Origin of the sequence: Rahnella perminowiae (genome assembly GCF_019049695.1) — a bacterium.
Taxonomy (GTDB): Bacteria; Pseudomonadota; Gammaproteobacteria; order Enterobacterales; family Enterobacteriaceae; genus Rahnella; species Rahnella perminowiae.
Genome location: NZ_JAFMOT010000176.1, coordinates 43,540 through 65,109, shown reverse-complemented (window position 1 = coordinate 65,109; position 21,570 = coordinate 43,540). Strand labels below are relative to the sequence as shown.

Sequence of the window (21,570 nt, the reverse complement as noted above, 5' to 3'; positions counted from 1 at the left end):
TTACCACGATAAAATATATTTTGTTTTTGCTGGCACCTGTCGGTATTCTATCGCAGCCTCGCAACCCTCTCAGGTAACGGGATCAATATAAAGTTGGGGTGAAAGCGGTGAATTGCAATCTTTCATCCCCATAATAAGCATAGTGCCTCGGTCTGAGAGGATTTGTAATTAGTTATTGTATTTTTTGTTAGTGTTTTTACTGATTAGTAACATCCTGAAGACGTGTAAACCGAAATATACAGTGCTGTTTACTGATTTATTTCTGTTATCCGGACGCTTAAAAAAACCAAAGCCCGGCGATTCTTCAGCTTTTTCATCGTCATGTCCGTTTTGGCTCTCTGGCATGATGTTAATCATAATTGTCGCCGCCATTATGCGCTACGCTTGATGTCAGACTGACGATTTATTAACCACGTGTATTGTTTTTTTAAACAGCACCAACAATAAATAGGTACTTCCATGTCGAGTAAGCTTGTACTGGTTCTTAACTGTGGTAGTTCTTCCCTCAAGTTTGCCATCATTGATGCTGCAAACGGCGAAGAGCACATTTCAGGTTTAGCCGAATGTTTCCATCTGCCAGAAGCGCGCATTAAATGGAAAATGGACGGTGGCAAAGAAGAAGCCGCTTTGGGTGCGGGTGCCGCACACAGTGAAGCGTTGAAATTCATCGTTAATAACATTCTGAGCAAAAAACCTGAGCTGTCCGCAGAACTGGTTGCGATCGGCCACCGCATCGTTCATGGCGGCGAAAAGCTGACCAAATCAATGCTGATCAACGACGCGGTTATTGAGGGTATCAAAGAATCTATTCCGTTTGCGCCGCTGCATAATCCGGCTCACCTGATCGGTATCGATGAAGCCCTGAAATCATTCCCTAAACTGGCTGATAAAAACGTTGCCGTTTTCGACACGGCTTTCCATCAGACAATGCCAGAAGAATCCTACCTCTACGCACTGCCGTACAGCCTGTATAAAGATCATCACGTCCGTCGTTATGGCGCACACGGCACCAGTCACTTCTACGTGACACAGGAAGCCGCAAAAATGTTGAACAAACCCGTGGAAGAAGTGAACCTGATCACTTGCCACCTGGGTAACGGCGGTTCTGTCAGTGCAATCCGTAACGGTCAATGTGTTGATACCTCCATGGGCCTGACCCCGCTGGAAGGTCTGGTGATGGGTACCCGCAGCGGTGACATCGACCCGGCCATCATCTTCCATCTGCACGATTCACTGGGCATGAGCGTTGATCAAATCAACAAAATGTTGACCAAAGAATCAGGTCTGCTGGGCCTGACTGAAGTCACCAGTGACTGCCGTTATGTTGAAGATAACTACACCACCAAAGCAGATGCTAAACGTGCCATGGACGTCTTCTGCCACCGTCTGGCGAAATACATCGGTGCATATACCTCATTGATGGAAGGCCGTCTGGATGCCGTCGTATTCACCGGTGGTATCGGTGAAAACGCTGCAATGGTTCGCGAACTGTCGCTGGCTAAACTGGGTCTGCTGGGCTTTGAAGTGGATCACGAACGTAACCTGGCTGCGCGTTTTGGCAAATCCGGGGCGATCAACAAAGAAGGCACCCGCGCCGCTCTGGTTATTCCAACCAACGAAGAGCTGGTGATTGCACAAGACGCCGCGCGTCTGACTGCATAATTCGATTCAAGACTGCCCGCGTAATGCGGGCAATTTTTCACTTATAGGCAAACGCCGCCCGTTTGGACGCACCGCGCAGGATAATCATCGCGCTTATGCTGATCATTATCCTCTCTGTACAAACCTGCGAAGGTCCCTGCCTGGCAACCGTTAAAGAGGTTTAGCCGTGTCCCGTACAATTATGTTGATCCCTACAGGCACCAGCGTCGGTCTGACCAGCGTCAGCCTGGGCGTGATCCGTGCCATGGAACAAAAAGGCGTCAGCCTGAGTATCTTCAAGCCTATCGCCCAACCGCGTACTGGCGGAGATGCTCCTGACCAAACCACCACCATTATTCGTGCTAACTCCAGCGTGACCGCTGCAGAACCGCTGAAAATGAGCCATGTGGAAACCTTGCTGAGCTCAAACCAGCAAGACGTACTGATGGAAGAAATCATCGCGCGTTATCATGAAAATACCAAAGATGCGGAAGTGGTGCTGGTTGAAGGCTTAGTGCCTACCCGTAAACACCAGTTCGCCAATGCGCTGAACTATGAAATTGCCAAAACCCTGAATGCAGAAATCGTCTTTGTGCTGGCGCTGGGCAATGATTCTCCTGCACAGTTGAAAGAACGTATCGAACTGGCCCGTTCCAGCTTCGGTGGCAGCAAGAACAAAAATATCACCGGCGTAATCATTAACAAACTGAATGCACCGGTTGACGATCAGGGTCGTACACGTCCTGACCTGTCCGAAATCTTTGATGATTCCACCAAAGCCAGCGTGGCGAATATCGACCCGACCCAGTTGTTCGCTAACAGCCCGCTACCGGTTCTTGGCTGCATTCCCTGGAGCTTCGAGCTGATTGCCACCCGCGCAATCGACATGGCTAAGCATCTGAACGCGCGTATTATCAACGAAGGCGATGTGAAAACCCGCCGCGTGAAATCCGTAACATTCTGTGCACGCAGCATTCCGCATATGCTGGAGCATTTCCGTCCGGGCTCTCTGCTGGTGACCTCTGCTGATCGTCCTGACGTGCTGGTTTCAGCCTGTCTGGCCGCCATGAACGGCGTGGAAATTGGCGCTATCCTGCTGACCGGTGGTTATGAGATCGACGAACGCATCAACAGCCTGTGTGAACGTGCCTTCCAGACCGGCCTGCCTGTCTTTATGGTAGAAACCAACACCTGGCAGACCTCCCTGAGCCTGCAGAGCTTTAATCTGGAAGTACCTGCAGATGACCATCAGCGTGTAGAGAAACTGCAACAGTACGTGGCGTCTCACATTAACGCTGACTGGATCAACTCCCTGAGCGCACATTCCGAACGTTCACGCCGTCTGTCACCGCCGGCATTCCGCTATCAGCTGACCGAACTGGCCCGTAAAGCCGGTAAACGTATTGTTCTGCCGGAAGGCGACGAGCCACGTACCGTAAAAGCGGCAGCGCTGTGTGCTGAACGTGGTATCGCTGAATGCGTACTGTTGGGTAATCCTGACGAAATCAAACGCGTTGCAGCAGCTCAGGGCGTGACGCTGGGTAAAGGCATCGAAATCGTTGATCCGGTGGCTGTCCGTGAAGAATATGTAGCCCGTCTGGTTGAACTGCGCAAAAACAAAGGCATGACCGAAGTGGTTGCACGTGAACAACTCGAAGACAACGTGGTTCTGGGCACTCTGATGCTGGAACAAGGTAACGTTGACGGTCTGGTTTCCGGTGCGGTTCACACCACAGCAAACACCATCCGCCCGCCGTTGCAGCTGATCAAAACCGCACCGGGTAGCTCGCTGGTTTCCTCTGTGTTCTTCATGCTGCTGCCTGACCAGGTTCTGGTTTACGGCGACTGCGCGATCAACCCGGATCCTACCGCTGAACAGCTGTCTGAAATCGCAATCCAGTCTGCGGATTCTGCTGCGGCGTTCGGTATCGAACCACGTGTTGCGATGATCTCCTACTCAACCGGTAATTCCGGCGCAGGTAGCGATGTTGAAAAAGTGCGTGAAGCGACCCGTCTGGCACAGGAAAAACGCCCGGATTTGATCATCGATGGCCCGCTGCAATATGACGCCGCTATCATGGCTGACGTTGCTCAGTCCAAAGCGCCAAACTCGCCGGTTGCGGGTAAAGCGACCGTGTTCATCTTCCCTGACCTGAATACCGGTAACACCACGTACAAAGCGGTACAGCGTTCTGCGGATCTGGTCTCAATCGGACCGATGTTGCAGGGTATGCGTAAACCGGTCAATGACCTGTCACGTGGCGCACTGGTAGACGATATCGTCTACACCGTTGCACTGACAGCGATTCAGTCTGCTCAGGCAGAAGCGGCTGTTCCGGCTAAATAAGTCAGAACTTCTGAAGGTAAGACGCCGGACTTAATATCCGGCGTTTTTTTTGGGTCGCATTTCTTTCGATAAAAATTCAGAGCAATGTTTTCGCGGCTTCCAGAATATGCTCAGCCGTCAGGCCATATTCCTGCTGTAAAAACTCCTGCGTGCCCACCTGACCGTAACGTTCCTTCACGCCGACACGGCGCATCGGCACCGGCTGATTTTCTACCAGTACTTCCGCCACCGCAGATCCCAGCCCGTTGTGAATACTGTGGTTTTCGCAGGTCACTATTTTGCCGGTTTTCGCGGCGTATTGAATGATGATGTCTTTATCAATCGGCTTGAGGGTGAACATGTCAATGACCGCCGCACTCACGCCTTCGCGCCCGAGCATTTCTGCCGCTTTCAGTGCTTCAGCGACCATAATGCCGTTGGCAATCAGCGTCACGTCTTTGCCATCGCGCAGCACATTGGCTTTGCCGATGGTGAATGTCGAACCTTCCTGATAAACCTGCGTGGCCTGTTTACGGATGGTGCGCACCCAGTAAAAGCCTTTCAAATCCATCAGCTGCAACAGGATATCGCGGAACATTACGGCGTCGGTAACTTCCATCACCACCGAACTCGCCAGCCCGCGCACGATACCCATATCCTCAAACGACATATGCGTACCACCGTTATGGCAGGCACTGACGCCCGCATCGGACGCAATAATCTTCACATTATTTTTCTGATAATCCAGTGACATAAACAGCTGATCGAAACAGCGGCGGCTGGCGAATGCGGTAAAAGTATGCACAAAAGGCACGCGACCGGTCAGCGACAAACCTGCTGCAACGCCGATCACGTTGGCTTCCATAATGCCGCAGTTAATCACATGATCAGGGTGATCTTTATGCACGCCGTCCATCGCCATCGAGCTCATCAGGTCGGCTTCAAGCGCGATAACCGGCGTGTTCTCTACGATCTTTTGACGCACGGTATTGGCGTAAACTTTACGCATTTCCACCGCGTCTTTTTGTAATTCCAGAGAGACTTCAAACATGGGTGGCCTCCAGCTCAGCGATAGCATTTTCGATTTCCAGTTTCACATCCGGCGTTAGACGCAGATGGTGCGAGTTCGCCAGTTGTTCGAGATACTTCACGCCCTGCCCTTTGATGCTGTCGAGTATCACCACCAGCGGACGTTGCTCAGCATGACGAACCGGTGTGACTGCCTCACTTATCGCTGCAATGTCATCGCCTTTAATAGTCTGCACATCAAAGCCAAATGCACTGAATTTTCCGGCCAGATCAAACGGCTTGATGACTTCATCCAGCGTGCCGTCGAGTTGCTGTTTGTTGTAATCAATAAACAGCGTCAGGTTATGCAGGTTGTGGTGTGCAATAAACTGGAAGGCTTCCCAGCACTGACCTTCGTTCAGCTCACCGTCGCCAAGAATGCAAAAAACACGATTGCTGCGACCGGCCAGCTTATGCGAAAGCGCCATGCCCGCCGCAATGGACACGCCTTGTCCCAGCGAGCCGGTGGTCGCATCCACGCCCGTGGTGCGCAGCCGGTCCGGATGGCTCGGCAGACGGGTTCCGTTCTGGTTGAGTGTGTGTAATTCGCTGACCGGGAAATAACCTTTCAGTGCCAGCGTGGCATACAGCGCCGGCCCCGCATGGCCTTTTGACAGCACGAAATAATCACGATCTTGCCAGTCTGGTTTTTCCGGATCGATGCGCATCACATCGCCATACAACACGGCCAGCGTTTCCACCACGGACATGCTGCCGCCATAATGCCCGAATCCCAGACCGGTCAGCATTTTCAGCGTCTCGATGCGGATATGGCGGGCAAGATCACGAACCTTCTGGACATCTTTCATCTTCATGGGTCCTTATTTTAATGAATGCTTATCCTGGCCTGTTATTTCTAACAGGCAGGACAGTGTTTCCCGGATGGAGTTAAAAACGCAGTGATGCAGGCTATTACTTCTCAGTGGCTTCTTTCTCAGCCACCGGTTTTTTACCGAGATAGTTCCAGGCAACCAGTACCGCGAAGATTCCGACAATCAGCGCCATGATGCCTTCCTTCGACATGAAGCGGGCCAGGTTACCCAGCAGAATGCCAATAACGCCGAAGTCCGCATCAGAGAAGGTTGCATTGGCAAAGCCCAGCGCGCCGAGTACCGGTAACAACAGAACCGGCAGGAAGGTAATCAGCACGCCGTTGGCAAATGCACCGACCATCGCCCCGCGACGCCCGCCGGTGGCATTACCAAACACGCCCGCCGTTGCACCGGTGAAGAAGTGCGGCACTACACCGGGCAGGATCAGCACCAGATGCATCTGCCCTAACAGGAACAGCCCCACCAGCCCCCCAAGGAAGCTGAACAGGAAGCCAATCAGCACCGCATTCGGCGCGTACGGATACACCACCGGGCAATCCAGCGCCGGGCGGGCATTAGGCACCAGTTTCTCGGAGAAGCCGACGAATGCCGGAACGATTTCCGCCAGGATCAGACGCACCCCTTGCAGAATGATGAACACGCCCGCCGCGAAAGTAATTGCCATAATAATGGCGTACACCAGATAGTTCTGACCTGCACTGTAGGTTGCTTCAACAAAGACCTGCCCCGCGAATACCGCCATAATCAGATAAATGATAATCATGGTGAGCGAGATAGAAATGGAACTGTCACGCAGGAAGCTGAGGTTTTTCGGCAGGTTCATTTCTTCCGTAGAACGTGAACCTTTACCGACCTTGCTGCCTATCCAGCCCGATAAGACATAACCGATAGTACCGAAATGACCGAATGCGACGTCATCGCTACCGGTGATTTTACGCATATAGCGTTGCGCCAGCGCCGGAAAGAACGCCATGATAAGGCCGAGCGTCAGGGAGCCGGTGAACACCAGTGAAACGCCTTCGAAACCGGCCACTGTCAGAATAACGCTGATCATACAGGCCATATAAAACGTATGGTGACCGGTCAGAAACACATATTTAAGACGGGTGAAACGGGCCACGATCAGGTTTGCCACCATACCAAACGCCATAATTAACGCTGTCGGCGCACCGAATTTCTCCAGCGCAATGGAAACAATCGCTTCGTTATTAGGAATAATACCCTGGATATTAAAGGCATGTTCAAACATGCCGCCTAAAGGATTTAATGAACCGACTAATACTGTGGCACCACCGCCTAAGACTAAAAAGCCCAGTATTGTTTTAACCGTGCCTTTCACCACATCAGAAAAGTTTTTCTTTTGCGCTACCAGACCGATTAATGCGATGAGCCCCACCAGTATAGAAGGCACTTTTAATATATCGACCACAAACTTGAGCGTTTCCTGGATAAACATATCCACCTCGTTTGTCTATTTGTTTTATTTGTAGGGTTATTCCGTGCCGGTCAGGACACCGGATGCTTTTCAAAGTGAGCCATCAGTTTTGTTTCAAGTTCATTAATATCAATGATGTTAGTGATCACCACCAGCTGGTTTTCAGGAATACTGGCGCTGGCAGCGATGTCCTTTGCCATCACAAACAGATCGGCCTCGCCCGGAATGGCTGAGGACAAATCGGAGTGCTGAACATCTGCCTGAATATTAAGTTTTTTCAGGACCTTCTTGATGTTCATTTCAACCATAAAACTGCTGCCTAAACCGGAGCCACAAATCGCCATGATTTTCATTTTTTCACCTGTTCTTTATCTGTTTTTTAAAAGTTTACATTGCGTAGGATCACAGTTCAGTTGCACATATTCATGCCCCTGAATTTCAGGATTTCTTTAGGCTTGAACCCCATGCCTTTCTGATATAAAGGCAGACTAATAGCGGGATATAATGTCCTGAATTTCTCTGATCGTTTTTGCCTGATGTATTTTCTGCATATCTTCTTCACTGGAAAATAATTCCGCCAGTTCAGAAATCAGTTCAACATGACTGTGTTTATCAGCAGCTGATAACATCACCACCGTATAGACCGGGTCGTTATCCTCTGAATTAAACACCACGCCGTGTGGCAGTGTCAGTAACGAGAGTCCCAACCCGTTCGCCCCTTCTTCTGGTCTGGCATGCGGCATGGCAATACCCGGTGCCAGAACAAAATACGGCCCCAGCTTTTCCCGTTGAGCGAAAATTGCCGTCAGGTAATCCGGGGTTATGGTCCCTTCTTTCAGCAGGGGTTGTGCACTGACCTCCACCGCCTGCCGCCAGTCCGTGATATCCGTTCTGATCTGAATTCGTTCAGATGTCAGCCAATCATTTAACATAGTCAGGCTCCGTATTTTTTTAAGATGGCCGGTCAAATTTCCCCCAGACCGCACCAACGATCCTGACTCTACTTCAGCGATAGCGTTAACATCTGTGACACACATCTCAAAGATAGCGCTACCAAGCTTCTATCATTGAGAACTGTGATAGCGCTATCAAAAATAATCGCGCGGCGGTACCACCGTCCCGTGGATCACATAAATAACGGTATACTTTGTCTGGAAATTGCCGATAATTTACCGAATTCTGCCGTGGTTCCCGTTTTGCCGGTCCTGCTGCGGCCCGCTTTTTTCGCTATACCCGTGGGTATACATTGTGCGCAAGATGCGCAGTTAAGGTCAGGATCGTGAATGTCCATTAACAAGAAGAGACGCAGTACCGGAAGAGTGACGCTGGCCGATGTTGCGCAGCTGGCAGGCGTGGGCAGTATGACCGTCTCCCGTGCACTGCGAACACCTGAACAGGTCTCCGACAAGCTGCGGGAGAAGATCGAAGAGGCCGTGAGCCAGCTCGGATACCTGCCCAATCAGGCCGCCAGTTCGCTGGCTTCTGCCTCATCAAATACCATTGCGATGATTGTGCCGAGCCTTTCCGAAGCGGGCTGCGCCGAGATGTTTGCCGGGTTACAGAAAGTGCTACAACCGGCGGGTTATCAGATCATGCTGGCGGAATCTCAGCATCGTATTGAGCGGGAAGAAAAACTGCTGGAAACGCTGCTTTCCTATAATCTGGCGGCGGCGATTTTGCTGTCCGTTGAGCATTCGGCCAACGTACGGCAATGGCTGGATAACCTGACCATACCGGTGCTGGAAATCGGCGCGCTGACCGATTCGCCGATCGACATGAATATCGGCATTGATTATGTCGAGGCGATGTTTCAGCTAACCCGGACGGTGATCGCCAGGGGGTATCAGAATATCGGCATGTTGTGTGCTAATCAGGAGCAGTGGATTTTCCAGCAACACCTTCAGGGTTGGCGCAAGGCCATGTTAAAAGCGCACATGTCTCCGCACCGGGTGATAAACGCCGCTGAGCCAGCCAGCTTCTCCACCGGCGCTCAGCAATTGCCGGAATTTCTGCTCGCCTGGCCGGAAATTGACGCGCTGGTGTGTGTTTCCGACGATCTCGCCTGTGGCGCATTGTATGAATGTCAGCGCAGACGCATCAAAGTGCCTGACGATCTTGCCGTGGTCGGCTTTGGCAACGCCGATGTCAGTAAAGTATGCCAGCCACCGCTGACCACCATTGCCATACCGCATAAAGAAATCGGGATACGGGCTGCCCAGGCGTTACTGGCGAGGATTAATGACGAGGAGTGGGAAGAAGTGATGATCGCTTCGTCGTTGTGCAAGCGGGAGAGTTGCTAAAGAAAACGGGCGATATGAGCTCGCCCGTAATGTGTCTCAGATAGCGTCTTTTGGTGACGACACCACGGCATCGTTTTTAGGGTCTTCAGAGACAGACGCGTCAGCCACAGGAGCGGCGGCTTCACGGGTCAGAGGCTTACCGTGTTCTTTTTCATTGTTGCGCGTCATCCACAGAGAAAGTGCTTTCAGCGAGTCTGGCGTAAATTCATCACAGCGCGCGGTAATTTCTTCCGGTGTCATCCAGCGCACGGCATCAATTTCTTCTTCCTGCAGGGCAAACGGACCGTGGGATACACAACTGAACAGTGCACCCCATACGCGGCATTTGTTCTCTTCTTCAAAGTAGAACTGACCGTGCTCTGCAAACGGCACACCGGCGATGCCCAGTTCTTCCTCGGCTTCACGGCGGGCAGAATCAAGAATATTTTCACCGCTTTGCACTACACCACCGGCCGTTGCATCAAGCCAGCCCGGATAGAAGTCTTTGGTTTCAGTCCGACGCTGAACCAAAATATTCCCCATTCCATCATGAACCACAATATAGCTGGCACGGTGACGCAGGACCTGAGCACGCATTTGTTGTCGGCTGGCCTGGGCAATGACCTCGTTGTCTTCGTTGACGATATCCACCCACTCATCCGTACTGATGTTTTGCTCTTGTTCTGACATCCGCTGGAACCTTCTCTTTTAAGCGCTGATCTGTGCGCAATAAGTCTGTGCGCTGTGATTTTGCAACACGTCGATAATGTGCTGAGATTCTATCTGGGTCTGCTGGTTAGCTTCAATAGCTATGGATGCGTTGATGCAACCTAAAAGCTATGTTACCCCGCAAAGTTCGCCATCAGACAAGTCTGACATAGACTTCTAAACATCTACATTATGATAACCTAATAAACCGGATAAGAAGTTTGTGATTACCCGTTCCCTATTGGCGTATCCCGTCCCCGCCAGTCGCGACAGTGATTAAAACAACGCAGGAGGCAATATGATCGATCTTTATTACGCTCCCACACCGAATGGCCATAAAATTTCTCTTTTTCTTGAAGAGAGTGGCCTGCAATACCGGCTCCATCGCGTTGATATCAGCGCCGGAGAACAGTTCAAACCTGAATTTCTGGCCATTTCGCCAAACAACAAAATCCCGGCGATTGTTGACAGTCAGCCCGTTGACGGCGGCGCACCGATCGGTATTTTTGAGTCTGGCGCAATTTTGCAATATCTGGCAGAAAAAACCGGAAAATTTCTCAGCAAAGAGTTGCGCGAGCGGACTGCGACACTGGAATGGCTCACCTGGCAGGTAGCCAGCTTTGGTCCGATGCTGGGTCAGAACCACCATTTTACGCATTACGCGCCGCAACCGGTCCCTTATGCCATTGAGCGTTATTTACAGGAAACTCAGCGTCTGTATGGTGTGCTGAACCGCCAGTTAGAGAAAAACGCGTATATCGCCGGGGAGAATTACAGTATCGCCGACATAGCCACTTATCCGTGGGTAGCGGCTCATGAACGTCAGCGAATTGATCTCGCACAATACCCAGCCGTGCGCAATTGGTTCGAAAGGGTTAAAAGCCGCCCGGCGACACAAAAAGCCTACGCGCTGGCGCAGGTTCCGTAAGCCCCTTCAGTTTGCCGGCAGCATTGTGAATGTCTCAAAATAAAAAACCCTTAATTGTGCTCCATATCGCGCGTTAATAGCGATGACTCATCTATGATTAAAGGCAGTTCATCCGCGTATTCAGACAGTTAAGGATCCCGATATGAAGATCTTGATTACCGGCGCCACCGGCCTCATCGGAAGGAAACTCACCGAACGGCTGCTTGCGCAATCTCATCAGATCACCGCCCTGAGCCGTGCACCTGAACGCGCGGCGAAGTTACTCGGCACTCAGGTTTCCGTCTGGGAAACGCTGCAAGGAAAAACCTCACTCGATGGTTTCGATGCCGTAATTAATCTTGCCGGTGAACCGATTGCCGACAAACGCTGGACCAAAGAGTATAAAGCATTGCTTTGTGAAAGCCGCTGGAAACTGACCGAACAACTGGCAACGCTGATTAATGCCAGTGAAAAGCCGCCTTCTGTGTTTATCTCCGGCTCAGCGGTCGGATATTACGGCGATCAGGGTCAGGCGCTCGTGCCGGAAGACGAGCCACCTAATAAGCAGTTTACCTGGCAGTTATGTGCCCGCTGGGAAGCACTGGCGATGTCAGCACAAAGCCCGGCAACGCGTGTTTGTTTGCTGCGTACCGGCATCGTCCTGGCTGAAAAAGGCGGTGCGCTGGCAAAAATAGTTCTGCCCTACCGTGCCGGTCTCGGTGGCCCGCTCGGTGATGGTCAGCAATACATGCCCTGGATCCACATCAGCGACATGATTGACGCGATTATTTTCCTGCTGGAACACGAAACACTTTCCGGCCCGTTCAATATGGTGTCGCCGTACCCGGCACGTAACGAGCAATTCAGCGCTCTGCTTGGCGAAGTATTGCACCGTCCGGCATTTATGCGGGCACCCGCGCCGGTAATAAGGTTACTGATGGGGGAATCAGCCGTGCTGGTACTCGGCGGACAGCGTGCCGTCCCGCGCAGGCTGGAAGCCGCAGGGTTTATATTTAAGCATCAGGAGTTGAAAGAGGCGCTGGAGGATTTGCTCGGGTGACGGGTCTTGCAGCCCTTCACCCTGCCGTACCAGACTGGGGATGTTTCGGTTTCTCAATAACTGAGATTACTTAACTTTCTGCGCCGAAACCGCCCAAAGGAGGAAAGTGCTTTTCCTCCTTTGGATTCCTCCTCGCTTTTTCAACAAGCGCTAACGCTCGCTAGCTATGTTTCAGGTATCACTGCGACAGGCTGGAAATCTTGCCGCTGCGCGGTGCCTTCATTTCGGGATTGCAGCCTTGGGTCTGCAACCTCTCATTCAGCAAGCTTTCTGAAACGCCCGTGCGATCTTAAATTCAAAGGCAGATTGTTTTTTATCTTTTAGAAATGTTGATTGGCGTGCTCAAAAATGGCACCGAATGAGCGGTTCGAGACCTAAGGCTCGAAGCCTGAAATGAGGGAATCGCGGAGCGATGACATTTTGCGCCACACTCAGAACGACCAGAACATGTCCTTCGTTCCAGCGACAGCGCGCAGTGAAAAAGCGAGGGGAGTGCAGAGGGGAAAAGCCTTTCCCCTCTGCTCGGTTTCGGCAAAATATCTCGTATGAGAACTGCTATTGAGAAACCGAAACTTTCACAGTTTCAATTTTCATCCGTTCTAATCCCGCTCAGGATTTACTCCTTAATATCAGCCTGATAAAACACATGTTTCCCAAACGGATCCACTTCATAGCCGGTCACTTCTTTACGTACCGGTTCGAAAATGGTCGAGTGAGCAATCATTACCGCCGGTGCCTGATCGTGCATCATTTGCTGGGCCTGCTCGTAAAGCGCTACACGTTTTGCATGATCGGTCGTTTCTTTGGCTTCGGTGATCAGCTTATCAAACGGCGCGTAACACCATTTGGCTGAGTTTGAACCGCCCTTCGCGGCATTACAGGTAAACAGCGGGCCGAAGAAGTTATCCGGATCGCCGTTCGCCGTCGTCCAGCCCATCAGCGCCGCCATGTGTTCACCGTTACGGATACGGGTCTGATACTCGCCCCATTCGTAACTGACGATATGCGCCTTCACGCCGATTTTGGCCCAGTCAGCCTGGATCATTTCCGCCATACGCCGGGCGTTCGGGTTATACGGACGCTGAACCGGCATCGCCCACAAATCGATATCAAAACCATTCGGCATACCCGCTTCGGCCAGCAGGGCTTTGGCTTTCTCCGGTGAATAATCGTAATCCACCAGTTTGTCGTTATAGCTCCATACACCGGTCGGCAGCAGTGTTTTCGCCACGGTTCCCGTACCATGGAATACGGCTTCTATGATTTGCGGTTTGTTGATCGCCATGGTCAGCGCCTGACGCACTTTCACATTATCCAGCGGGGGTTTCTGAGTGTTGAAGGACAGGAAACCGGTGTTCAGGCCAGCCTTACTCATCAGATTGATGTCTTTATTGGCACGCATACGCTCCAGATCAGCCGGATTCGGGAATGGCATCACCTGACATTCATTCTTCTCGAGTTTGGCCAGACGCATTGAGGCATCAGGCGTAATGGTATACACCAGACGGTCAATTTTGGATTTACCCTGCCAGTAGTCCGGGAAAGCTTTGTACAGCAGACGCGTGTCTTTCTGGTATTGCACCAGTTCAAACGGCCCGGTACCAATCGGATCCTGATCGACTTTTTCCGGCGTGCCGGCTTTGAGCATCTGATCGGCATATTCCGCCGAGAGGATGGAAGCAAAATACCATGCCAGATCGGCCACGAACGGCGCTTCAGGGCGCGTCAGGTTGAAGCGCACGGTGTAATCATCCACCTTATCAATACTGCCGATCAGGTCACCCATTTTCAGGCTGTCGAAGTTAAGGTAAGTACCGCCGGAAATTTTATGATAAGGATTATTTTCGTCTTTCTGGCGCATGAACGAGAAGATCACGTCGTCAGCGTTGAAATCACGGGTCGGTTTGAACAGCTTGCTGCTCTGAAATTTCACGCCCTTGCGCAGGTGGAAGGTATAGGTTTTACCGTCCGCACTGACCTCCCAGCTTTCTGCCAGACCCGGCACCAGTTCAGTGGTACCGATTTTGAAATCCACCAGACGGTTATAAATTGGCGCGGCGCTGGCATCCACAGAGGTGCCCGACGTATAAAGCTGCGGGTTGAATTGCTCAGGCGAACCTTCGGAACAGTAAACCAGCGTTTTAGCACAAACGCCGCCAGTGAGAGTTAACGCCAGTAAGCCTGTGCTTATTTTTAAGATGTTGTGTTTCATTCTTTTCCCTATTTTCCCTGTCCGGAGAGTGTTTAAATCTTCTTCATCGTGGAACCTAAAGCAAAAACAGATTAACATCTGGATAACACGTAGTAATACTTTGTTATATATGAAAATCTTATAACAGGGAACAATATTTGCGCACATTCAGAGGTCAAGATGTCGACAACAATCGCAAAACAGCTTACCGAACGTTTCTACCGTTATCTCAGCGTAACATCACAGAGTGATGCCAGCGCGACCACCCTGCCAAGCACGCCAGGCCAGCATGATATGGCGCGGCTACTGGCTGAGGAACTGCATCAGCTGGGCCTGAAAAATATTCAGATCGACGAACAGGCGACCGTGACGGCAGTAAAACCCGGCACCAAAAAAGGCGGTCCGCGCATCGGGTTCATTACGCATATAGATACGGTCGATGTCGGCCTGCGTCCGGATATTCATCCCCAGACGTTGCGTTTTACCGGTGAGGATGTGTGTCTGAACAAAGAACTGGATATCTGGCTGCGCCCTTCCGAACGCCCGGAAATCCTGCCGTATAAAGGTGAGGACATTATTTTCAGCGACGGCACCAGCGTGCTGGGCGCGGACAATAAAGCGGCGGTCACGGTAGTGATGACACTGTTGGAAAACCTGACGACTGAGCAGGAATACGGCGATATCGTGGTGGCGTTCGTGCCAGACGAAGAAATCGGCCTGCGCGGTGCCAAGGCGTTGGATCTCGCCCGCTTCGATGTGGACTTTGCTTATACCATCGATTGCTGCGAACTGGGCGAAGTGGTGTATGAAAACTTCAATGCGGCGGCGGCAGAAATTACCTTCACCGGCGTGACAGCGCATCCGATGTCGGCCAAAGGCGTACTGGTGAATCCGCTGTTGATGGCACAGGATTTCATCAGCCATTTTGACCGTGCTGAAACCCCTGAAAACACCGAAGGCCGGGAAGGTTATATCTGGTTCAACGGCATGAGCGCATCCCAGCAGGGAGCAGAACTGAAAGCCTCAATCCGTGATTTTGACAACGTCAGTTTTGCCGCCCGTAAGCAGAAAATTCAGGACGTGGCACAAGAGATTGCCGCGCAGTATCCTAGCGCAAAAGTCTCGGTGGAGATCAGCGACACCTACAGCAATATCAGCAGTGCCATCGGCGAAGATCGCCGGGCGATCGACCTGATTTTTGCAGGACTGAAAGAAATTGGCGTGGAGCCCAAAGTGATCCCGATGCGCGGCGGCACCGATGGTGCGGCATTGTCGGCCAAAGGATTGCTGACGCCGAACTACTTTACCGGCGCGCATAATTTCCACTCAAAATTTGAGTTCCTGCCGGTGAATTCGTTTGTGAAATCCTACGAGCTGACCGTTCAGCTGTGCCTGCTGGCCGCGAAAGGCTGATGCTATTTTAGCTGAGCAAAACCCACACCCCATCCCAGCCTTCCCCTCGTGAGAGGGGAAGGAGTACGAAAATCACTTCAAAGCACCTGAGAGGAATTGTTGCAGCCGCGCACTTTTCGGGTTACCGAACACCTCGGAAGGCTCGCCCTGCTCTTCAATCACCCCCTGATGCAGGAAAATGACGTGGCTGGAGACGTGACGGGCAAACTCCATTTCATGTGTCACTACCACCATGGTTTTCCCCTCTTCCGCCAGCTTTTGCATGATGCGCAGTACTTCGCCGACCAGTTCAGGGTCAAGGGCGGAGGTCGGTTCGTCAAACAGTAACACTTCCGGTTCCATCGCCAGCGCACGGGCAATGGACACGCGCTGCTGCTGGCCACCGGACAAATTCACCGGATATTTCCCTTGTGCGCGGGCATCAATACCCACTTTATCGAGGTATTTCACCGCGCGTTCCCGCGCTTCTGCCTTACTCAACCCCAGCACCTGAACCGGTGCTTCCATGACATTTTCCAGCACCGTCATGTGGCTCCACAGGTTGAAGTGCTGAAACACCATCGTCAGTTTGGTACGTAACAGTTGCAGCTGCTTTTTATCAAACACTTTCAGCTGACCATCGGTGTCGCGCACCATCCGGATATCCTGATTATTGACACTGATCGAGCCTTCGCTTGGTTTCTCAAGGAAGTTAATGCAGCGCAGGAAGGTACTTTTACCGGATCCTGATGAACCGATAATACTGATCACATCACCCGCATTCGCCGACAATGAAACACCTTTCAACACCTCATGGTCGCCATAACGTTTGTGGAGATCGAGAACCGCTAATTTGTTTTCTGGCATAACGTGATTCCGCAAAAATAATTCTTATTAGTGAGTTTGAGGCTTTACATGTGCCAGCCAGCGTTTTTCCGCCATGCGGAACAGCCCAATCAATATAAAAGAGATGCAAAGATAAATAACCGCAGCAATCCCGAAGGCATAAAACGGCTGATACGTTGCCGAGTTAATGTCGCGGGCTATTTTCAGCACGTCCGGTACTGTGGCGGTAAACGCCAGCGCGGTGGAGTGCAACATCAGAATGACTTCATTACTGTACGCAGGCAGTGCCGTGCGTAATGCAGACGGTAAAATAATGCAGGTATACAATTTAAAACGTGAAAACCCGTAAGCGTTGGCCGCTTCAATTTCGCCGTGCGGCACCGCGCGGATCGCACCCGCAAAAATTTCGGTGGTGTATGCACAGGTGTTGAGCGTCAGTGCCAGAATCGTACAATTGAGCCCGCTGCGGAAAAAAGCATTCAGGAAGTCGGTGCCACGCACGATCTCCAGGCTGTACATGCCGGAATAAAACACCAGTAACTGCACATACAACGGCGTCCCGCGGAAAACATAGGTATACAGCCAGATCGGATAGCGAAGGAATTTGTTGGAAGACACACGCCCCACCGCCATCGGCACAGCCAGTAATCCGCCTATCACAACGGAACTGATCAGTAACCATAAGGTGATAGCCAGACCGGTGAAACGGTAGCCGTCGCTGTAAAGCAGGGACATACCGTACTGTTGTAAAATTTCGATCATAGATCAGCCCTCTTCACACCCAGCGAATAACGGCGATCAAGCCACACCAGCACGCCGTTCGACAGCGTGGTGAAAATCAGATAAACCACACCGGCCACAATCGCAAAATAGAACGGCTGATATGTCCCCTTCCCGGCCAGTTGCGTGGCTTTCACCACATCATTGAGACCCAGCAACGACACCAGTGCGGTGGCTTTGAGAATAACCTGCCAGTTATTGGCAATGCCCGGCAGCGCAAAACGCATCATGGCCGGGAATAAAATTCGACGAAAGATTTGTGAACCGCTGAACCCGAAAGCCGTCGCAGCTTCGATTTGTCCACGCGGGACCGCCATAAACGCACCGCGGAACGTTTCAGTGAAATATGCCCCGTAGATAAAGCCCAGGGTGATAATACCGGCGCTCATCGGGTCGATATCAATTTGTGTCAGCCCCAGTGATTCTGTAATGCTGTTAAGCGCAATCTGCAAACCGTAGAAAATCAATAACATCAATACCAGATCAGGTACGCCGCGAATGAGCGTGGTGTAGCAACCAAAAAAACCAGAAACGATCCGGTTCTTTGACAGTTTCCCGCCCGCGCCGATTAACCCTATCACCAGCGCCAGAATGACTGACGAAATCGCCAGCTCCAGTGTCACTAACGTGCCCTGGATAATTACCTGGGAATACCCATACAGCATGGTTTTTTCCTGTCTTTAGTGGATCCCTGCGCAGGCAACACGACCACCGGCGTCAGAACCGCAGGGAGCGGCGTACCGCCCCCTTTGGCATGTCTCACGACGAATATCAGCCGCCGTAAACATCAAAGTCGAAGTATTTTTTCGCCAGTTTGTCGTAAGTGCCGTCTTTACGCATGCTGTCAAATGCCTTGTTCAGCGCATCTTTCAGGTCCGTTTCATTCTTACGCAGGCCCATGCCGGTACCTACGCCGAAGAACTTATCATCTTTAACCGACGGCCCCGCAAACGCATAATCTTTACCCGCTGCCTGTTTCAGGAAGCCTTCGCTGCCTGCCACTTCGTCCTGGAATGCTGCGTCAAGACGACCGGAAGCCAGATCCGCATAAATCAGATCCTGGTTCTGGTAAGCCACCACATTGATGCCTTTTGGCTGCCACATGGCATTCGCATAAGCTTCCTGAGTGGACCCCTGCAGAACACCGACGTTTTTGCCTTTCAGCGCATCCAGAGTGGGCAGAACTTTAGAGCCTTTAGGCGCAATCAGACGGGCGTTAGCAGCGTAAAGTTTCTCTGTGAAATCAATCTCCTGCTGACGTTTTTCAGTGATGGATAATGAGGAAATAATCGCATCAATCTTTTTCGCTTTCAGGGACGGGATCAGCGCATCAAAATCGCTTTCAACGTAGGTACATTTAATGGCTGCACGTTTACACATCTCGTTTGCCAGGTCGATATCAAAACCCACCAGCTTACCGCTGGAGTCTTTCGATTCAAATGGGGCGTAAGTCGGATCAGTACCGATGTTAATTGCTTTAGGCGCGGCAGCAAATGCACTACCTGCGCTGGCTAAAACCAGAACCAGCGGAAGAACCTTGAACAACTTTTTCATACATTAGCCTCAGTGATTATTCATCTGTTGTGGTTGCGTGTGCGTGAATGAACGTCTTTTTATAGTTTGCTGAACGATGCAAATGGCTTTTTGCCAGATTTTCTCATGCACTTTTCGTGCCGTTTCTCTGCATAGCCGTTTTGCACAGCGAGAGAGTGAAAACCGGTCAAAAAAGCATCGGGATAATCAAAGTTTTCAAAGGTCTGAACGAAGGATAGCCGAAGCAAGGTTGGACACTGCACCCCAATGAATCAAATTGTGATCATTGTTGGTGCAATGTAACGAAAGTGCGCGAAATAAGTGCGTATAGGGACGTGAAAGTTTAACGACTGCCCTGCCATCGAACAAATAAGTCTTCCGGCAGCTCGATATCAAACTGATCGATCACCCGGTTTACCGTCTGATCAATAATATCTTCCACAGAAACAGGGCGGTGATAAAACGCCGGAACCGGCGGCATGATGATTGCGCCCAGTTCAGCCGCCTGTGTCATCAGTCGTAAATGGCCCAGATGCAACGGCGTTTCGCGCACACATAACACCAGACGGCGGCGTTCTTTCATCACTACGTCAGCCGCACGGGTCAGCAAACCGTCGGTATAACTGTTCACGATGCCCGAGAGCGTTTTGATCGAGCAAGGCAAAATCACCATGCCGGCAGTTTTAAAAGAACCGGAGGAGATGCTGGCCGCGATATCGCGGGAATCATGCACCACATCTGCCAGTGCCTGAACATCACGCAGGGTGAGATCCGTTTCCAGTGTCAGTGTCTGACGGGCTGCATTGCTCATCACCAGATGAGTTTCAATATCAGGCACACTCTGCAATACCTGCAAGAGCCTGACACCATATATTGCGCCGCTGGCGCCGGAAATACCGACAATAAGTCGTTTCATCAACACTGCCTTAGAAAAAATAAACCCGGATCCGGTGGTGCCAATACTGACATAAATTCAGGCATAAAAAAACGCGCCCGCCCGGTGTTCACCGGAGGGGCGCGCCAGAGAGAATGTCAGCAACCGGCTGATCAGCCTTCGTTGTGCATCTCGAGATTTTCAGCTTCCTGCTGGCCACGCAATGCCTGAGCATCGTCGTTGCGCAGCGCTTCAAGATATTCCAGATAGTTCTGGTCCACATCTTTGGTGACGTAAACACCGTCGAAGACTGAACATTCGAATTTCTCGATATCCATATTGTCTTCTTTCACTGCGGCGATAAGGTCGCTCAGATCCTGGAAGATTAACGCATCAGCCCCAATCATCTGATTGATTTCACTGACTTCACGGCCATGGGCAATCAGCTCGTTCGCGCTTGGCATATCGATACCGTAAACATTCGGGAAGCGGATTTCCGGTGCCGCAGAGGCCAGATAAACGCGTTTTGCCCCGGCTTCACGCGCCATCTCAACAATCTGCTGAGAGGTGGTACCACGCACGATGGAATCATCGACCAGTAAGACATTTTTATCACGGAACTCAGCGCGGTTAGCGTTCAGTTTACGTCGTACTGATTTACGGCGCTCCTGCTGACCCGGCATGATGAAGGTACGGCCCACATAGCGGTTTTTTACAAACCCCTGACGGTACGGTTTATCCAAAATACGGGCAATTTCCAGCGCGATATCGCAGGAAGTTTCCGGGATCGGGATCACCACGTCGATATCCATGTCTTCCCATTCACGGGCAATTTTCGCGCCCAGCTTTTCACCCATACGTACACGGGCGCTGTAGACGGAAATTTTGTCGATGAAGGAATCCGGACGTGCAAAATAGACGTATTCGAACAGGCAAGGATTGTACTGCGGGTTCTCAGCACACATACGGGTGAACAGCTGACCTTTTTCAGTGATGTACACCGCTTCGCCCGGCGCAACGTCACGCAGGAATTCAAAGCCCAGCGTATCAAGTGCCACGCTCTCAGAGGCCACCATGTACTCATTACGACCATCTGCCAGCGTACGTTTACCAATCACCAGCGGACGAATGCCATGCGGGTCACGAAACGCCAGCATGCCATGACCGATGATCATCGCCACACAAGCGTAAGCACCGCGGATTTTCAGATTCACTGCAGCAACCGCAGCAAAAATGTTGTCAGCTTCCAGCGGGTAGTGCTGGAAACGATCCAACTCACTCGCCAGGATATTCAGCAAAATCTCAGAATCGGAAGTGGTGTTCACATGACGGCGTTGGCCTTCGAACAGATTGCTTCGCAATTCGTGAGCATTGGTCAGGTTACCGTTATGGGCAAGGGTGATGCCGAACGGAGAGTTGACGTAAAAAGGTTGAGCTTCTGAAGCGCTGGAACTGCCAGCCGTTGGGTAGCGCACATGGCCTATACCCATGTTGCCCTGTAAGCGTTGCATATGGCGGGCTTCGAAAACATCCTTCACCAGGCCATTGGCTTTACGTAAACGGAAGTTATTATTCGCGTCGATGGTGGTGATGCCTGCGGCATCCTGACCACGGTGTTGTAACACCGTTAACGCGTCATAAATCGACTGGTTTACCGGCATGAAACCGGCGATACCGACAATACCGCACATGTTGTC

At 51.4% G+C, this 21,570-nt stretch carries 19 protein-coding genes; 6 read left to right on the top strand and 13 right to left on the bottom strand.

What is annotated here, in order from left to right; all coding sequences use genetic code 11:
- Positions 1–459: 459 nt before the first annotated feature.
- Both ackA and pta read left to right on the top strand, forming a co-directional pair.
- Positions 460–1,662, top strand: coding sequence for an acetate kinase (ackA, locus tag J1781_RS12910; protein ID WP_129952326.1), 1,203 nt, complete (start codon positions 460–462; stop codon positions 1,660–1,662).
- Between the two features lie 181 nt (positions 1,663–1,843).
- A complete protein-coding gene (gene pta / locus J1781_RS12905) occupies positions 1,844–3,988 on the top strand; it encodes a phosphate acetyltransferase (protein WP_205951578.1) in 2,145 nt (714 codons plus the stop codon).
- A 76-nt stretch (positions 3,989–4,064) separates the two neighbouring features.
- Here pta and J1781_RS12900 read toward each other — a convergent pair whose 3' ends face one another.
- From J1781_RS12900 to J1781_RS12880, 5 genes are all read right to left on the bottom strand, one after another.
- Positions 4,065–5,018, bottom strand: a complete 954-nt coding sequence (locus J1781_RS12900) for a transketolase family protein (protein WP_217156824.1) — start codon at positions 5,016–5,018, stop codon at positions 4,065–4,067.
- Entirely contained in the window at positions 5,011–5,844 is an 834-nt protein-coding gene (locus J1781_RS12895; RefSeq protein WP_129991761.1) for a transketolase, read from the bottom strand. Before J1781_RS12895 ends, J1781_RS12900 begins: the two co-directional genes overlap by 8 nt.
- Before the next feature lie 103 nt (positions 5,845–5,947).
- Positions 5,948–7,324 (bottom strand): PTS ascorbate transporter subunit IIC, encoded by a 1,377-nt coding sequence (locus tag J1781_RS12890; protein WP_129952322.1) that lies wholly within the window; start codon positions 7,322–7,324, stop codon positions 5,948–5,950.
- 50 nt (positions 7,325–7,374) lie between these two features.
- A complete protein-coding gene (locus J1781_RS12885) occupies positions 7,375–7,656 on the bottom strand; it encodes a PTS sugar transporter subunit IIB (protein ID WP_129952321.1) in 282 nt (93 codons plus the stop codon).
- A gap of 135 nt (positions 7,657–7,791) precedes the next feature.
- On the bottom strand, positions 7,792–8,235 hold the full coding sequence (locus J1781_RS12880) for a PTS sugar transporter subunit IIA (protein WP_129952320.1): 444 nt from the start codon (positions 8,233–8,235) through the stop codon (positions 7,792–7,794).
- A gap of 351 nt (positions 8,236–8,586) precedes the next feature.
- On the opposite strand from J1781_RS12880, the gene J1781_RS12875 reads away from it, so the two are divergent.
- Positions 8,587–9,603, top strand: coding sequence for a LacI family DNA-binding transcriptional regulator (locus J1781_RS12875; RefSeq protein ID WP_129952319.1), 1,017 nt, complete (start codon positions 8,587–8,589; stop codon positions 9,601–9,603).
- A gap of 36 nt (positions 9,604–9,639) precedes the next feature.
- Here J1781_RS12875 and yfcD read toward each other — a convergent pair whose 3' ends face one another.
- Positions 9,640–10,272, bottom strand: a complete 633-nt coding sequence (gene yfcD / locus J1781_RS12870; protein ID WP_217139026.1) for an NUDIX hydrolase YfcD — start codon at positions 10,270–10,272, stop codon at positions 9,640–9,642.
- A gap of 316 nt (positions 10,273–10,588) precedes the next feature.
- Here yfcD and yfcG point away from each other — a divergent pair, with 316 nt between their 5' ends.
- Together yfcG and J1781_RS12860 are read left to right on the top strand one after the other, a co-directional pair.
- Positions 10,589–11,218, top strand: coding sequence for a GSH-dependent disulfide bond oxidoreductase (yfcG, locus tag J1781_RS12865; protein ID WP_129952317.1), 630 nt, complete (start codon positions 10,589–10,591; stop codon positions 11,216–11,218).
- Between the two features lie 142 nt (positions 11,219–11,360).
- Entirely contained in the window at positions 11,361–12,257 is an 897-nt protein-coding gene (locus J1781_RS12860; RefSeq protein WP_129991759.1) for a TIGR01777 family oxidoreductase, read from the top strand.
- A gap of 616 nt (positions 12,258–12,873) precedes the next feature.
- Here J1781_RS12860 and J1781_RS12855 read toward each other — a convergent pair.
- Positions 12,874–14,469, bottom strand: a complete 1,596-nt coding sequence (locus J1781_RS12855) for an ABC transporter substrate-binding protein (RefSeq protein ID WP_217139025.1) — start codon at positions 14,467–14,469, stop codon at positions 12,874–12,876.
- A gap of 159 nt (positions 14,470–14,628) precedes the next feature.
- On the opposite strand from J1781_RS12855, the gene pepT reads away from it, so the two are divergent.
- Complete coding sequence (pepT, locus tag J1781_RS12850) at positions 14,629–15,861, top strand: peptidase T (RefSeq protein ID WP_129991758.1); 1,233 nt, start codon at positions 14,629–14,631, stop codon at positions 15,859–15,861.
- Between the two features lie 72 nt (positions 15,862–15,933).
- Here pepT and hisP read toward each other — a convergent pair whose 3' ends face one another.
- The 6 genes from hisP to purF all read right to left on the bottom strand — a co-directional run bounded on the left by hisP (position 15,934) and on the right by purF (position 21,564).
- Complete coding sequence (hisP, locus tag J1781_RS12845) at positions 15,934–16,707, bottom strand: histidine ABC transporter ATP-binding protein HisP (protein WP_129952313.1); 774 nt, start codon at positions 16,705–16,707, stop codon at positions 15,934–15,936.
- 27 nt (positions 16,708–16,734) lie between these two features.
- The gene (locus J1781_RS12840) at positions 16,735–17,448 is read right to left on the bottom strand and encodes an ABC transporter permease (protein WP_129952312.1); all 714 of its coding nucleotides are present in this window, start codon (positions 17,446–17,448) and stop codon (positions 16,735–16,737) included.
- Entirely contained in the window at positions 17,445–18,131 is a 687-nt protein-coding gene (locus J1781_RS12835; RefSeq protein WP_129952311.1) for a histidine ABC transporter permease HisQ, read from the bottom strand. The genes J1781_RS12840 and J1781_RS12835 overlap by 4 nt, the downstream gene beginning before the upstream one ends.
- Before the next feature lie 106 nt (positions 18,132–18,237).
- Entirely contained in the window at positions 18,238–19,020 is a 783-nt protein-coding gene (gene argT / locus J1781_RS12830; RefSeq protein ID WP_129952310.1) for a lysine/arginine/ornithine ABC transporter substrate-binding protein ArgT, read from the bottom strand.
- Between the two features lie 322 nt (positions 19,021–19,342).
- Positions 19,343–19,915, bottom strand: coding sequence for a UbiX family flavin prenyltransferase (locus tag J1781_RS12825; RefSeq protein WP_129952309.1), 573 nt, complete (start codon positions 19,913–19,915; stop codon positions 19,343–19,345).
- Positions 19,916–20,046: 131 nt separating this feature from the next.
- A complete protein-coding gene (gene purF / locus J1781_RS12820; RefSeq protein ID WP_129952308.1) occupies positions 20,047–21,564 on the bottom strand; it encodes an amidophosphoribosyltransferase in 1,518 nt (505 codons plus the stop codon).
- Between the last annotated feature and the right edge of the window lie 6 nt (positions 21,565–21,570).

Excerpts from the sequence above, each read along its gene's own strand:
- ackA (WP_129952326.1), top strand. The coding sequence starts at position 460 with ATGTCGAGTAAGCTTGTACTGGTTCTTAACTGTGGTAGTTCTTCCCTC.
- pta (WP_205951578.1), top strand. The coding sequence starts at position 1,844 with ATGTTGATCCCTACAGGCACCAGCGTCGGTCTGACCAGCGTCAGCCTG.
- J1781_RS12900 (WP_217156824.1), bottom strand. The coding sequence starts at position 5,018 with ATGTTTGAAGTCTCTCTGGAATTACAAAAAGACGCGGTGGAAATGCGT.
- J1781_RS12895 (WP_129991761.1), bottom strand. The coding sequence starts at position 5,844 with ATGAAAGATGTCCAGAAGGTTCGTGATCTTGCCCGCCATATCCGCATC.
- J1781_RS12890 (WP_129952322.1), bottom strand. The coding sequence starts at position 7,324 with ATGTTTATCCAGGAAACGCTCAAGTTTGTGGTCGATATATTAAAAGTG.
- J1781_RS12885 (WP_129952321.1), bottom strand. The coding sequence starts at position 7,656 with ATGAAAATCATGGCGATTTGTGGCTCCGGTTTAGGCAGCAGTTTTATG.
- J1781_RS12880 (WP_129952320.1), bottom strand. The coding sequence starts at position 8,235 with ATGTTAAATGATTGGCTGACATCTGAACGAATTCAGATCAGAACGGAT.
- J1781_RS12875 (WP_129952319.1), top strand. The coding sequence starts at position 8,587 with ATGTCCATTAACAAGAAGAGACGCAGTACCGGAAGAGTGACGCTGGCC.
- yfcD (WP_217139026.1), bottom strand. The coding sequence starts at position 10,272 with ATGTCAGAACAAGAGCAAAACATCAGTACGGATGAGTGGGTGGATATC.
- yfcG (WP_129952317.1), top strand. The coding sequence starts at position 10,589 with ATGATCGATCTTTATTACGCTCCCACACCGAATGGCCATAAAATTTCT.
- J1781_RS12860 (WP_129991759.1), top strand. The coding sequence starts at position 11,361 with ATGAAGATCTTGATTACCGGCGCCACCGGCCTCATCGGAAGGAAACTC.
- J1781_RS12855 (WP_217139025.1), bottom strand. The coding sequence starts at position 14,469 with ATGAAACACAACATCTTAAAAATAAGCACAGGCTTACTGGCGTTAACT.
- pepT (WP_129991758.1), top strand. The coding sequence starts at position 14,629 with ATGTCGACAACAATCGCAAAACAGCTTACCGAACGTTTCTACCGTTAT.
- hisP (WP_129952313.1), bottom strand. The coding sequence starts at position 16,707 with ATGCCAGAAAACAAATTAGCGGTTCTCGATCTCCACAAACGTTATGGC.
- J1781_RS12840 (WP_129952312.1), bottom strand. The coding sequence starts at position 17,448 with ATGATCGAAATTTTACAACAGTACGGTATGTCCCTGCTTTACAGCGAC.
- J1781_RS12835 (WP_129952311.1), bottom strand. The coding sequence starts at position 18,131 with ATGCTGTATGGGTATTCCCAGGTAATTATCCAGGGCACGTTAGTGACA.
- argT (WP_129952310.1), bottom strand. The coding sequence starts at position 19,020 with ATGAAAAAGTTGTTCAAGGTTCTTCCGCTGGTTCTGGTTTTAGCCAGC.
- J1781_RS12825 (WP_129952309.1), bottom strand. The coding sequence starts at position 19,915 with ATGAAACGACTTATTGTCGGTATTTCCGGCGCCAGCGGCGCAATATAT.
- purF (WP_129952308.1), bottom strand. The coding sequence starts at position 21,564 with ATGTGCGGTATTGTCGGTATCGCCGGTTTCATGCCGGTAAACCAGTCG.